Raw genomic sequence first — 13206 nt, 5'->3', positions numbered from 1 at the left:
CATGGCAGACACTCAAACCCCCACTTTCAAACCCAAAAAATCCGTCGCTTTATCTGGCGTGCCAGCTGGTAACACCGCCTTGTGTACCGTCGGTCGCTCAGGCAATGACTTGTCCTATCGCGGCTATGACATCCTTGACCTTGCCAAACACTGCGAGTTTGAAGAAGTTGCCCATTTGCTTATCCACGGTCATTTGCCTAACAAATCTGAGCTTGCCGCTTATAAAGCCAAGCTAAAATCCTTGCGTGGCTTGCCGATTCGTGTGATTGAAGTCCTAGAAAGCCTGCCTGCCCACACCCACCCCATGGACGTCATGCGTACGGGCGTATCTATGCTGGGCTGTGTGTTCCCTGAGCGTGAAAGCCAGCCTGCCTCAGAAGCCCGAGACATCGCCGATAAGCTCATCGCTTCTCTTGGCTCTATGCTGCTTTATTGGTATCAATACAGCCACAATGGCAAACGCATCAATGTAGAGAGCGAAGAAGACAGCATCGGCGGACATTTCTTGCACATGCTGCATGGCAAACGCCCAAGCGAATCCCATGTCAAAGCCATGCACATCTCGCTCATCTTATATGCTGAGCATGAGTTTAACGCCTCCACCTTTACCAGCCGTGTCATCGCGGGCACAGGCTCTGATATCTATTCATGTATCACAGGCTCTATCGGGGCGCTCAAAGGTCCAAAACACGGCGGTGCCAACGAAGTGGCGTACGACATCCAAAAACGCTATCGGGGTGCCGATGATGCCGAAGCTGACATCCGTGAGCGTATCGCCAAAAAAGAAATCGTCATCGGCTTTGGTCATCCTGTCTATACGGTGTCCGATCCACGCAATGTCGTCATCAAAGAAGTCGCCAAAGACCTATCGGCAGAGACTGGCGATATGCGACTGTTTGACATCGCCGAACGCTTGGAGACCTTGATGTGGAATGAGAAAAAGATGTTCCCAAATCTTGACTGGTTCTCAGCGGTGTCCTATCAAAAAATGGGCGTGCCAACCGCCATGTTTACGCCGCTGTTTGTCATCGCTCGCACCACAGGCTGGTCAGCTCATGTGCTAGAACAGCGTCAAGACGGCAAAATCATCCGTCCGTCTGCCAATTACACTGGCCCAGATGATTTGGCATTTGTGGAGATGGATAAGCGTTAATCATTGATTAACCTGAATCATAGACAAAAGCCACCTGAAGCCCAAGTATTTTGGGTGGCTTTTAAAATACATTCAATACAGTTTCTCAATGGAAAATTTTATGAAAGCACTTAACTGGTTCTACTGCGTTATAGCGGTTTCTATGATTGCAATATCTGGCTGTTCAAAATCAGATGTGGAGTCGAATGTAGCACAAGAAGAGCCCAAGATGATAGAACAAGAACCCTTGCCATTACCGCAAACTGGTGTTCTAAGCCATCCAAACGGCGAAAGCGTTGCACCATTTAAAGTGGTTGTTGATGACAATGGTCATAATTACTATATCAAGCTTATTGATTCCATATCAGGAGATTTGGTTTCTACTTATTTTATTCGATCTGGCGAGTTCATTGATACTACAGTTCCCGTAGGAGATTACCAACTAAAATACGCTGCAGGTAAGGATTGGTTTGGCTATGATGATTATTTTGGTAAAGAGACTGTTTACAAAAAAGCCGATACAAACTTTTTATTTACTCAAGAGCCTAATGGATACTCAGGTCATGAAATCCAATTAATTTTGCAAGTCGATGGCAACCTAACCTCAAGTCATATTAGCACATCAGAATTTTAAAGGGTAAAAACAACTTATTCAACAGTCCAAGTTGATTGTCGATTATCTAAGAATTTTATTACGCAATTAGCACGGAGTAGCCAATATGGAACTAAACAGCCAATACCGTAAACCACTACCCAATCCAACCTTGACTATGTCTTAGTATTAGAACAACTACACCAAACCAAACACGCCTAATTTTGTATGGAGGCATTGATGAAACCTTTTTCTTATCCTGTGCTGATGGCGTGTGTGTTATCACTGGTTTTACCCCTGATGGCGTGTGCCAAACAGCCCCAAACCAAAACCAAGCACACACCGCCGCCGATTGGTCAAGTTGGGCAGCTGCGTTTGGCGGACAATCTTGACCACGATGATGGCTATTGTTTGGATATTTTAGGCTCTGGCGAGTACATTCGTTTTGATATGCCGATGACGGTGTATAACTGCAAACCGGGTTTGTACGAAGATGAAGCGGTCATGTGGCAAGCAGATGGCAAAATCCATTTTCCTGCCTATAACGCCTGTGCCACCGCCGCAGGGATCAATCAAAGCGTCTTGGCAGGGGCGGCGGTCATGCCAAGGGCGTGCGGTGAGCGCAGTCCGTTTTTGGAGAGCCAATATTTACAGCACTTTAGCTATCGTGATGATGGGCGTATTGAGCTTGTCGGCTCTGGACTTTGCTTGACAGCAGGGGCGGAATCTGATGCCACCTTTGACCCAAGCCATCGCTGGCGAACCTTGTCCATGCAACCATGCCAAAACGCCCCTTTGGCACAGTCGCAGTGGGTGTTTTATGAAGTTACACAGCCACGCTGATGATGGATTTAGATTTGATGATAGGAGTGATGATGAACGACTGGAACGCCGAGCAATACAGGAAATTTTTACAAGAACGCACTCGCCCTGCCAAGGAGCTACTGGCTTTTATTGCTCATCATCAGGCACACTTTATCACAGATTTGGGCTGTGGTCCTGCCAATAGCACCGAACTTTTGTACAAAAATTGGTCAGATGCTCATATCATCGGTGTGGATAGCTCACCAGACATGATCAAAACCGCCCAAGCCAGATTGCCACAAGTTAACTTTATCCAAGCTGATTTTCATCAGTGGCAGGCAGATACGCCCCAAGATGTGATTTTTGCCAATGCGTCTTTACAGTGGTCGCCCAACCAACACGAACTGTTACCTAGGCTGGTGGCAAATTTGGTAGATGGTGGCGTGCTGGCAGTGCAAATGCCTGATAATTTAAATGAGTCATCGCACCGTTTGATGCATGATGTTGCTAAGCACCCCAACTGGCGTGCCAAGCTGTCCGATGTGGCGGTGCGTCCTGCGATGTTAGGGGTTGATGATTATTATGGCATTTTGACACAAGCAGGCTGTGGCGTGGATATTTGGCGTGCTACTTATTATCACGTGTTGCCGAGTGTGGCAAGTATTGCCCAGTGGTTTGGCAGTACGGCAATGCGTCCGTATTTGGCAAAACTTGATGATGACCAACAGCAAGCCTTTATTGATGAGTACATACAGGCACTGAGCCAAGCTTATCCCACCCAAGCAGATGGCTGTATTTTATTGGCACTGCCAAGGCTGTTTGTGGTGGCGACAAAGCGTTAAACATCATAAATTTTAAATATTAGTCGTGATTTGAGCAAAGAAAATTAAATATGTCGTTATGCAGTTTAATCATCAGCAAACAACCAATAGATGATATTAGTAAAGACAGATATCACAAGCACGAGCTGATTCATGCAGATGCAAAAAGTGAGATTTATATTTATGGACGCATGGGCGACAATGTATTGTCGCAATCACAAACAGTTTTAATGCCTTATCATCAATTTTTATTAAAAATCCATCAAATTTCATCACCGATTTTTGTCATCATTGATGAATTAGCGCATCAGCAAAGCGAGTTAGATTTGGCAATGCAAAAAATAAGACTGCTAAATACTCAAAGCAAGACAACCCTGCCCATAGGTGTGCCAATAGATTATGGCAAAATTTATTTTCTAAACTAAGTTATTAACCACGGAGTAGCCAATATGACATTCAATAGCCAATACCGTAAACCCTTACCTAATACCGAGCTTGACTATTTTGACACTCGTCAAGCCATCAATGACATCACGCCAGATGCCTATGACAAGCTGCCTTATACATCACGCATCCTAGCCGAGCAGTTGGTGCGTAAAGTGAGCGATAAAGATGATCTCACCACCGCCTTAAAGCAGCTCATTAACCGTGAGCGGACATCTGATTTTCCTTGGTATCCGTGCCGTGTGGTGTGCCATGACATTTTGGGTCAGACCGCTTTGGTGGATTTGGCAGGACTAAGAGACGCCATCGCTGAGCAAGGGGGCGACCCATCCAAGGTCAACCCTGTGGTACAAACTCAGCTCATCGTGGACCACTCTTTGGCGGTGGAGTGCGGCGGCTATGACCCTGACGCTTTTGCCAAAAACCGTGCCATTGAAGAGCGTCGTAACGAAGACCGTTTTCACTTTATCAACTGGACTAAGACCGCCTTTGAAAATGTGGACGTCATCCCTGCTGGTAACGGCATCATGCACCAAATCAACCTTGAAAAAATGTCGCCTGTGGTGCAAGTCAAAGACGGCGTGGCGTTCCCTGATACTTGTGTCGGCACAGACAGCCACACGCCGCACACCGACGCACTGGGCGTCATCTCGGTGGGCGTGGGTGGACTAGAAGCTGAGTGCGTCATGCTGGGCTTACCGTCCATGATGCGACTGCCTGAGATTGTGGGCGTGCATTTGACAGGCAAACGCGGGGCGGGCATTACCGCCACGGACATTGTGCTTGCCTTGACCGAATTTTTGCGTAAAGAGCGTGTCGTTGGGGCGTATGTGGAATTTTTTGGTGAAGGGGCGAGCGATTTGTCCATCGGTGATAGAGCCACCATTTCTAACATGACGCCTGAATACGGAGCGACGGCAGGACTTTTTTACATTGACCAGCAAACCATTGATTATCTTAGACTGACAGGGCGTGAAGACAGCCAAGTCAAACTGGTTGAAGCATATGCCAAACACACAGGACTGTGGGCGGACAGCCTAGTGGGTGCCGAGTATGAGCGTGTGCTGACTTTTGATTTATCCAGCGTAACGCGTAACATCGCAGGTCCAAGCAACCCTCACGCTCGTGTCTCAACGGCTGACTTAAAAGCCAAAGGCATCGCAGGCGTGGTAGAAAACCGCACCGACGGACTGATGCCTGACGGAGCGGTGATTATCGCAGCGATTACATCTTGTACCAACACCTCAAACCCACGCAATGTCGTTGCCGCTGCCCTACTTGCCAAAAAAGCCAACGAGCTTGGCTTAACTCGTAAACCTTGGGTCAAATCATCTTTCGCCCCTGGCTCAAAAGTGGCTGAGCTGTATTTAAAAGAAGCCGATTTATTGCCTGAACTTGAAAAATTGGGCTTTGGTATCGTTGCCTTTGCGTGCACCACTTGTAACGGCATGAGCGGCGCCCTAGACCCTGACATTCAGCAAGAAATCATTGACCGTGATTTGTACGCCACTGCTGTCTTATCGGGTAACCGAAACTTTGACGGACGCATTCATCCGTATGCCAAGCAAGCCTTTTTGGCAAGTCCGCCACTAGTGGTCGCTTATGCCATTGCAGGCACGATTCGCTTTGACATTGAAAAAGACGTGCTGGGCGTGGTGGACGGCAAAGAGATTCGCCTGATTGACATCTGGCCTAGCGATGAAGAGATTGACGACATCGTGAGCAAATACGTCAAACCTGAGCAGTTTCGTGAAGTGTATATCCCGATGTTTGACCTTGATCGCAGCCAAAAAGCCGACAGCCCGCTATATGACTGGCGTCCGATGTCCACCTACATCCGCCGTCCGCCATACTGGGAAGGGGCGCTCGCTGGTGAGCGTACCTTAAAGGGCATGCGTCCTTTGGCGATTTTACCTGATAACATCACCACCGACCATTTGTCGCCGTCAAACGCCATTTTACCAAGCTCAGCGGCGGGCGAATATCTTGCCAAAATGGGTTTGCCCGAAGAAGACTTTAACAGCTATGCCACGCACCGCGGCGACCATTTGACCGCTCAGCGTGCCACCTTTGCCAACCCCAAGCTGTTTAATGAAATGGTCAAAAACGACGACGGCACCACCCGTCAAGGCTCTCTGGCTCGTGTGGAGCCTGAGGGCGAAGTCATGCGTATGTGGGAAGCGATTGAGACCTATATGAACCGCAAACAGCCACTCATCATCATCGCAGGGGCAGACTACGGACAAGGGTCAAGCCGAGACTGGGCAGCCAAAGGCGTGCGACTGGCAGGTGTGGAAGCCATTGTGGCAGAAGGCTTTGAACGGATTCACCGCACCAATTTGATTGGTATGGGCGTGCTGCCGTTGCAGTTTAAGGACGGTACGACTCGCCACACGTTGGGACTTGATGGCACGGAGATCTATGATGTGGTTGGCGAGCTTGCCCCACGCGGTGAGCTGACTTTGGTGGTTAATAAAGCCAATGGCGATACAATCAAAGTGCCTGTGACTTGCCGACTAGACAGCGACGCCGAAGTCAAGACTTATAAGGCAGGCGGAGTGTTACAGCAGTTTGCAGGGGAGTTTTTGGCGAAGTAACCATAAAAATGGCGTTAGTTCTGCACTAACGCCATTTTTTTAATTAAATAAAAGGTTTGTCAATACTAAGTGTTAGCCAGATTTTATCCGCTACACAATTTGGATTGTTAATATCATCAATGAAATCTTTGGTGTAATTTGTTTCAGACCCGCCAACACTGACTGTGTCGCCAAGTTTGAATTTTTCACCGTGATGGCTACCAATCCAAAATGGCTGATTTTGCCATTTGACATAAACACCAGTAACCAAAATCAAACAGTCATCAATATATAAACAGCCATTTTTTTCATTGAGAATACCTGTATAAAGGGCGGTATTGCCAACCTCATCTCGCTTAAAGAAATGAGCAACAAAAACAAATGGTTCTTTTTGAGTTGGTGGAGCAATAACCGCTTGCTGATGATTTGAATGGGTATCAGTTGGCGTTTTTAATTGTTCAATATCGGACTGACTACAACCCAATATTGTCATCACAATAACACTCAAAATACCTTTATTTAGCATATAAAACACTCTAACCAGTTGGCAGATAATTTATTGCTATATATTTATAATAATTAAATTTATCTCTGTAGATAAAATAAATTATTTAGAATTCAATAAATCCAAAGATTTTGATAAGCAATCTACAAATATTTTATGGATAGCCAAATGCGCAAACCTTAGATCTTTTAAAGCATAATAGCGAAAACAGTGCACTTATTACTCATTCATAAACACCTGTGCTGACTTTTGGATTTGGGAGATGGGTAAATCTCTGGTTATGAACACTAACCGAGAGATACTATCTTCCCAAAGCGGCTTATCGAGATGCTCAGGGGGATAAAGACAGTGCTGTACACCGTTTAGAACAATAGGTAATTCTGTATCTTTAAGATAAAGCATGCCTTTAATACGTAAAATAGACTCACCATGTCGATGTAATAGTAGATGAAGCCATAACCCAAAACGCATCCAATCTACAGGCTGATAAAAACTGATCACACCTGTCTGCACTGATTGGTGTCGACTGATTTGGCTGGGTAGAAAAAAGCGATTTGTTTGCTGGCATAGCGATAAATCAGTAGCGAATAGTAACGTCATATTGACAAATTCATCAATATTGATCCAGCTTGCTTGATGTATGCGGGCAATATATTCTTTGACGGCACGTGCCTGGGCAGCGGTGATTATGTCTTTTTTAGATAAGACTAGCTGGTGGCTTGCGACGACTTGCGTGAGCCACTCAGGTTGAGCATCCGCTTGATCAAGTGCCAACTCGCCATCAATTACACATGTCATACCATGCAAGGAAAACATACCCTTTAAATGTGTATCTTGAGTAAGTGTGCTTAGAATAGAGGCAGGATTAGCAAGCCCTGTAGTCTCAATGATGATTTTGTCAAAGGGCTGAATATTGCCTTTCATTACCTCGCTCGTTATACTGAGTAATGTTTCTTTGACATCGCTAAGTACAGCACAACACATACAGCCAGATGGCAGTAGGAATGTATTATCAGCAATAGGTTTAACCAATAGATTATCAAGCCCAATTTCACCAAGCTCATTAATGAGTATTAGTGTGTTATTTGAATTATCATGAGCCAGGATACGCTGAATAAAAGTGGTCTTACCACTGCCTAAAAATCCTGTGATGACATGTATAGGGACGCGTACATCCGTCATGATAGCTCTAATTTAATTTGCTTTAAATAATCATTATTCAGCACATCCAATGGGCGAGACGTTACATCCTCAATCTGTTCCCACAGTTCGCTCAAGCCATTGGCAATAGCTTGCTTACCTGTCAGGTTTTGTACCAAATAATTCAACCCTTGTATATCACTAACTTGAACATGGTAAGGCTTGACAATTTGATTAATAAGAGCGAGCCGTTTATAACGTGCCTGTCGCTTAGGTATTTCACTTGTAAAGGTATCAGTCCAGTCAGTTCTTTCGGCGATAAGACCACATAATCCACACATAGTTTTACCTAAAATTTTATAAGAAATTTAAAAAACAAGCCCTTGAGTCATAGGGCTTGTTTGAGCATTACTATTTGCTACGAGGCGAGCGTCTAGCAAAGTCGTCAGCGATTTCATTCATGGTCACGAATTTAACCCCATCATGTGAGCTGATATGTTTTATCAAGCGTTCAAGCATTAGGAGCACTTGTGGACGTCCAGACACATCAGGGTGTATGGTGATAGGGAATACTGCATAGTCCATATTAGCATAGACCCAGTCAAATTGATCACGCCACATCTCTTCTAGATGACGTGGATTGACAAAACCATGTGAGTTAGGTGATTTTTTAATAAACATCATCGGTGGCAAATCGTCTAAATACCAACTAGCAGGAATTTCAATTAAATCAGTCTCGATACCACGTTCTAACGGTTTCATCCATGTTTCAGGATGCTGACTATAATCAATCTTAGTCCATTTATCACCGACACGTACATAGTAAGGAGTAAAGTCATTGTGCATTAGGCTGTGATCGTATTTGATGCCCTTTTGTAAAAGTAGCTCATTAGTTACATTACTAAACTCCCACCATGGTGCCACATAACCCCGAGGTGCTTTTCCTGCTAATTCGGTTATTAAATCAAACGATTTGTCTAGTACAGCCTGCTCTTGCTCACGAGTCATGGCGATGGGATTTTCATGGCTATAACCATGAATACCAATCTCATGACCCGCTTTGACAACTTCTGCCATCTGCTTAGGAAAGGTCTCTACGGAATGTCCTGGTATAAACCAAGTGGTCATCAAATTATACTTTGCAAAGAGATCAAGTAATCGAGGTGTACCAACTTCACCTGCAAACATACCACGAGAGATGTCATCAGGTGAGTCTTCACCACCATAAGAGCCCAACCAACCTGCTACAGCGTCCACATCCACACCTATAGAGACAAATATTTCTTTTGCCATGATATTTCTCCTATACTAATAGTATCCTGACGTTGATCATTCTAACTGCAAACCATATTGGTATAAATGAGACAAAATAGCCACAGCTGCTTAGGTAGTGGCACCTTGCACACTTACAAGCTATCATAAGCTATTTTATAGGCGCTTTGCAAGACTTGTTTATCTGTACCTGTCAAACCTAAGATGCTCACTGATGTAGGTAGCCCATAATTTCCTAAGCCTGAAGGCATAGCAACTACTGCCAAATCCAAAAAGCTACCTATCATGGTGAGCCTAAGGGCTGCCAGATTAGCTTGGGCAAATAACTCACTATCTGTTTCTAGTGGAGCAATCTGTGGAGCGACGTGAGCAACGGTTGGCAATAATAGCAGGCCTGCGCCAAGTTCTCTGGCGATAAGTTTTTGGTATACATATTTGGCTTTATAAATCTGTATCTGTGTACTGGCAGGTATATCTTTACCCTTCATAAGTCTGGCATAGACCCGTTGATCCATTAGTGATATTTTTTGACTTGATAGTAATTCGGCGTGTAGTGTGTAAGCTTCAGCAACACCAATCCAATGCCCACTGTCAATCAAAGTTAAGACTTGTTTAAGTGTATCAAAAGGCTTCTCTATGACACGAAAGCCTTGGTATCTAAGCTTATTTATAAAAGTATAAAAATTATCTAGCACATCATCATCACAATCAGATACCAAGCATGTATCAACATAAAATGTCGGCTGAGTACTATCCATAAAACTTGGTCTGTAATCAGCATCGAGCCACGCCGATGTATCACAACCAAGTAATAGCTCGTCCATAAGGTAGCTATCTGCTGCATCTTTAGTTATCCCTCCTGTAGTATCCACCGAGTGTGCCAGTGGAAATATACCTGTCATGTCATAGCGATGTGTGCTAGCACGATGACCAACTAAGCCATTAAATGCGGATGGAATTCGAATGGAACCTGCGGAATCCGTCCCCATTGCCACAGGTACAAGCCCACTGCCTACAGCAGTTGCTGAGCCTGATGATGAACCGCCTGGGATATGCTTAGGATTTACCGTATTGAGAGGCGTACCATAGTGGGGGTTCAATCCTAATCCAGAGTAGGCATATTCGCTTAAGTTGGTTTTGCCAATGCCGACAAGTCCCATGCGAGTCAATTTAGCAACTTGGGCAGCATCGTGCTTGGCAACGAAAGCATCTTGACGAGTGAGCGATCCTGCAGTAGTGATGGTTCCTTTAATATCAAACAAATCCTTGTAGGCAATAGGTATGCCATCAAAGATAGACAAAGGATAGCCTGCCTGCCAGCGTTCGGTCGCTTGTTGTGCTTGCATAATGGCACGATTTTGGGTTAAAGAAATAAAGGTATGAGGAGCAATGTCTATGTGCTTATAGATGTCTGAGATGACTTGACTGGGCGTTGTCGTACCTGCTTGATATAGACGTGATAGCTGCAAGGCAGTCAAGTGTGCATGAGGAATAATATTCATAACATTCCAATAAAAATTTATTTTGCCAATCCTGATCTTAAATTTGCGTGAAATTACAAAGGTTAGCTTGATTAAGAATAGATTTTGTTGGGCTCTAAAATAAAAATTAGTATATTAAGTTTATAAAAGTAATTAGATATTGTATTATACTTTAAATAATGTTGAAAAAGTCAAAAAATTAGTTAAAAAATATTAGTATATATTAAAGGATATGTATGAAAACCTTCATCTCTCAAACCCCTACCCGTGCCACCTACATGCGTGGCGGTACTTCCAAAGGTAAATTTTAACCTAATCAATTTACTCAAACCATCCAAAAATTACCAAGCAGCAATATAAACACAGATTTATTTGAGCCAACCTGATCAAAACAAGGAACTAAATAGATGAAAAAGACCATTTTTAACATTGCTAAAATGGACTGCCCGTCCGAAGAGCAGCTCATTCGCATGCGTTTAAAAGATGTATCTGATATTTATGAATTACAGTTTGATATTGCTGGGCGGTGCTTAACCGTCTATCACGATAATCAAGATACAACGATTTTACAAGTACTTGAACCGCTTAATTTTGATAGTCATATCATTTCCACCGAAGTGATTGTTGATAAGATAGTGTTTAATAAGCCTGATGAGCGCTTAGAAAAAAGATTATTATATCAAGTGCTCATGATTAACTTTGTGTTTTTTATCATAGAGTGTTCGGTTGGTATTTTTGCTAATTCTATGGGGCTGATTGCTGATAGTCTAGATATGCTGGCGGACAGCTTTGTCTATATATTGGCGCTATCAGCCATTGGTATGACGCTGGCGTATAAAAAACGTGTGGCATTTTTGGCGGGGATAACGCAGATAATATTGGCGTTATTTGGGGTGATAGAAGTGATTAGGCGTTTTATCGGTACTGAGCAGCTGCCCAATTATCAACTGATGATTGGCACGGCATTTTTGGCATTGATTGCAAACTGGCTGTGCTTATATCTACTGAGCAAAAATCAAAATAAAGAAATCCATATCAAAGCCAGCATGATTTTTACATCCAATGACATTATCATCAATATCGGTGTGATAGCGGCGGGAGCATTGACGTTATTGACTCATTCTAGCTATCCTGATTTAATCATTGGCATGATTATCTTTGTCATTGTACTATTTGGTGCCAGAAATATTTTAAAATTGGCAAAATAATTCATTTCACCAGCAAAGGAGTTTTTATGCAAACATCAGTCAAAGCCACCTACATGCGTGGTGGTACTTCCAAAGGTACATTTTTTAAATTATCCGATCTGCCCGAGCGTTGCCAAGTGGCGGGGCAGGCACGAGACAGCTTTTTATTGCGTGTGGTTGGCAGTCCTGACCCCTACGGCAAGCAAATTGACGGACTGGGCAATGGCTCATCGAGTACGTCCAAAGTGGTGATTTTGTCCAAGTCAGACCATGCTGACCACGATGTCGATTATTTGTTTGGGCAGGTGGCGATTGATAAGCCGATGATTGACTGGTCGGGCAACTGTGGCAATCTAACCGGTGCGGTCGGTGCCTTTGCCATCGCCAATGGCTTGGTGGATGCTGATCACATCCCTGACAATGGCGTCTGCGTGGTGCGTATTTGGCAAGAAAATATCGGCAAGACCATCATCGCCCATGTACCCATCACCAATGGTCAAGTACAAGAAACTGGCGATTTTGAGCTAGACGGCGTAACTTTCCCTGCCGCAGAAGTGAAGATTGAGTTTATTGACCCTGTGGATAGCGACGGCGATATGTTCCCCACCGGTAATTTGACCGACCGCTTAGTCGTGCCTGAGATGGGTGAGTTTGAGGTTACCTTGATCAATGCAGGCATTCCCACTATATTTTTGCACGCTCGTGATTTGGGCTTTACTGGTACAGAATTACAAAAAGACATCAATGGCGACAGCGAGCTGTTAGCCAAATTAGAAAAAGTGCGTGCCTATGGGGCAGTGCAAATGGGCTTGATTAGTGATATCAAAGAAGCCCAAACACGCCAGCACACACCCAAAATCGCTTGGGTGGCATCTCCTGCCGACTATACAGCGTCTAGCGGTAAACAGGTGAAAGCAAGTGAAGTCAATCTTTTGGCACGAGCGATGAGCATGGGGCAGCTACACCATGCGATGATGGGAACGGCAAGCGTGGCGATTGGCACGGCGGCGACCATCGTGGGAACAGTGGTCAATCAAGCCGCAGGCGGTAAGAACATGAGCGAAGTATGCTTTGGACATCCGTCAGGCACGCTGACGGTGGGCGGTCAGTCTGAATATGTGGACGGCAAATGGCTCGCCAAAAAAGTCTCCATGAGCCGCTCTGCTCGCCGTCTGATGACCGGTGAAGTGTGGGTGCCTGTGGATAGTTTTTGATAAGTTTGGATATTAAGGCTAGAGCGTGCCTCGCTTTG

Annotated in this window: 13 protein-coding genes; 8 read left to right on the top strand and 5 right to left on the bottom strand. The window is 44.6% G+C overall.

Features of this window, described 5'->3' with window-relative positions; translation table 11 throughout:
* Position 1 precedes the first annotated feature (1 nt).
* From prpC to acnD, 6 genes are all read left to right on the top strand, one after another.
* Entirely contained in the window at positions 2-1153 is a 1152-nt protein-coding gene (gene prpC / locus AO382_RS05385; protein ID WP_064610758.1) for a 2-methylcitrate synthase, read from the top strand.
* A 100-nt stretch (positions 1154-1253) separates the two neighbouring features.
* Positions 1254-1766, top strand: coding sequence for a hypothetical protein (locus AO382_RS05380; RefSeq protein ID WP_147286452.1), 513 nt, complete (start codon positions 1254-1256; stop codon positions 1764-1766).
* 198 nt (positions 1767-1964) lie between these two features.
* The gene (locus AO382_RS05375; RefSeq protein ID WP_064618794.1) at positions 1965-2567 is read left to right on the top strand and encodes a hypothetical protein; all 603 of its coding nucleotides are present in this window, start codon (positions 1965-1967) and stop codon (positions 2565-2567) included.
* A 32-nt stretch (positions 2568-2599) separates the two neighbouring features.
* Complete coding sequence (gene tam, locus AO382_RS05370) at positions 2600-3370, top strand: trans-aconitate 2-methyltransferase (protein WP_064618792.1); 771 nt, start codon at positions 2600-2602, stop codon at positions 3368-3370.
* A gap of 50 nt (positions 3371-3420) precedes the next feature.
* On the top strand, positions 3421-3774 hold the full coding sequence (locus AO382_RS05365) for a hypothetical protein (RefSeq protein ID WP_064618790.1): 354 nt from the start codon (positions 3421-3423) through the stop codon (positions 3772-3774).
* A 24-nt stretch (positions 3775-3798) separates the two neighbouring features.
* Entirely contained in the window at positions 3799-6390 is a 2592-nt protein-coding gene (gene acnD / locus AO382_RS05360; RefSeq protein ID WP_064618788.1) for a Fe/S-dependent 2-methylisocitrate dehydratase AcnD, read from the top strand.
* Between the two features lie 43 nt (positions 6391-6433).
* On the opposite strand, the gene AO382_RS05355 is transcribed toward acnD, so the two are convergent.
* From AO382_RS05355 to AO382_RS05335, 5 genes are all read right to left on the bottom strand, one after another.
* Positions 6434-6895 carry a hypothetical protein gene (locus tag AO382_RS05355; RefSeq protein WP_064618786.1) on the bottom strand — a complete coding sequence of 154 codons (462 nt, stop codon included), beginning with the start codon at positions 6893-6895 and terminating at the stop codon, positions 6434-6436.
* Between the two features lie 198 nt (positions 6896-7093).
* Positions 7094-8056 carry a CobW family GTP-binding protein gene (locus AO382_RS05350; RefSeq protein WP_064618783.1) on the bottom strand — a complete coding sequence of 321 codons (963 nt, stop codon included), beginning with the start codon at positions 8054-8056 and terminating at the stop codon, positions 7094-7096.
* Positions 8053-8355 carry a hypothetical protein gene (locus AO382_RS05345; protein WP_064618780.1) on the bottom strand — a complete coding sequence of 101 codons (303 nt, stop codon included), beginning with the start codon at positions 8353-8355 and terminating at the stop codon, positions 8053-8055. The genes AO382_RS05350 and AO382_RS05345 overlap by 4 nt, the downstream gene beginning before the upstream one ends.
* A 70-nt stretch (positions 8356-8425) precedes the next feature.
* Entirely contained in the window at positions 8426-9271 is an 846-nt protein-coding gene (locus tag AO382_RS05340; RefSeq protein WP_264753399.1) for a polysaccharide deacetylase family protein, read from the bottom strand.
* 149 nt (positions 9272-9420) lie between these two features.
* The gene (locus tag AO382_RS05335) at positions 9421-10788 is read right to left on the bottom strand and encodes an amidase family protein (RefSeq protein WP_064618778.1); all 1368 of its coding nucleotides are present in this window, start codon (positions 10786-10788) and stop codon (positions 9421-9423) included.
* Between the two features lie 386 nt (positions 10789-11174).
* On the opposite strand from AO382_RS05335, the gene AO382_RS05330 reads away from it, so the two are divergent.
* Complete coding sequence (locus AO382_RS05330; protein WP_064618776.1) at positions 11175-11975, top strand: cation transporter; 801 nt, start codon at positions 11175-11177, stop codon at positions 11973-11975.
* Between the two features lie 26 nt (positions 11976-12001).
* Positions 12002-13168, top strand: coding sequence for a 2-methylaconitate cis-trans isomerase PrpF (gene prpF, locus AO382_RS05325; RefSeq protein ID WP_064618774.1), 1167 nt, complete (start codon positions 12002-12004; stop codon positions 13166-13168).
* Positions 13169-13206 lie beyond the last annotated feature (38 nt).

The sequence above is a fragment of the Moraxella catarrhalis genome (genome assembly GCF_001656295.1).
Classification (GTDB): Bacteria; Pseudomonadota; Gammaproteobacteria; order Pseudomonadales; family Moraxellaceae; genus Moraxella; species Moraxella veridica.
This window is presented reverse-complemented; position numbering and strand designations above follow the sequence as displayed.

Excerpts from the sequence above, each read along its gene's own strand:
- prpC (WP_064610758.1), top strand. The coding sequence starts at position 2 with ATGGCAGACACTCAAACCCCCACTTTCAAACCCAAAAAATCCGTCGCT.
- AO382_RS05380 (WP_147286452.1), top strand. The coding sequence starts at position 1,254 with ATGAAAGCACTTAACTGGTTCTACTGCGTTATAGCGGTTTCTATGATT.
- AO382_RS05375 (WP_064618794.1), top strand. The coding sequence starts at position 1,965 with ATGAAACCTTTTTCTTATCCTGTGCTGATGGCGTGTGTGTTATCACTG.
- tam (WP_064618792.1), top strand. The coding sequence starts at position 2,600 with ATGAACGACTGGAACGCCGAGCAATACAGGAAATTTTTACAAGAACGC.
- AO382_RS05365 (WP_064618790.1), top strand. The coding sequence starts at position 3,421 with ATGTCGTTATGCAGTTTAATCATCAGCAAACAACCAATAGATGATATT.
- acnD (WP_064618788.1), top strand. The coding sequence starts at position 3,799 with ATGACATTCAATAGCCAATACCGTAAACCCTTACCTAATACCGAGCTT.
- AO382_RS05355 (WP_064618786.1), bottom strand. The coding sequence starts at position 6,895 with ATGCTAAATAAAGGTATTTTGAGTGTTATTGTGATGACAATATTGGGT.
- AO382_RS05350 (WP_064618783.1), bottom strand. The coding sequence starts at position 8,056 with ATGACGGATGTACGCGTCCCTATACATGTCATCACAGGATTTTTAGGC.
- AO382_RS05345 (WP_064618780.1), bottom strand. The coding sequence starts at position 8,355 with ATGTGTGGATTATGTGGTCTTATCGCCGAAAGAACTGACTGGACTGAT.
- AO382_RS05335 (WP_064618778.1), bottom strand. The coding sequence starts at position 10,788 with ATGAATATTATTCCTCATGCACACTTGACTGCCTTGCAGCTATCACGT.
- AO382_RS05330 (WP_064618776.1), top strand. The coding sequence starts at position 11,175 with ATGAAAAAGACCATTTTTAACATTGCTAAAATGGACTGCCCGTCCGAA.
- prpF (WP_064618774.1), top strand. The coding sequence starts at position 12,002 with ATGCAAACATCAGTCAAAGCCACCTACATGCGTGGTGGTACTTCCAAA.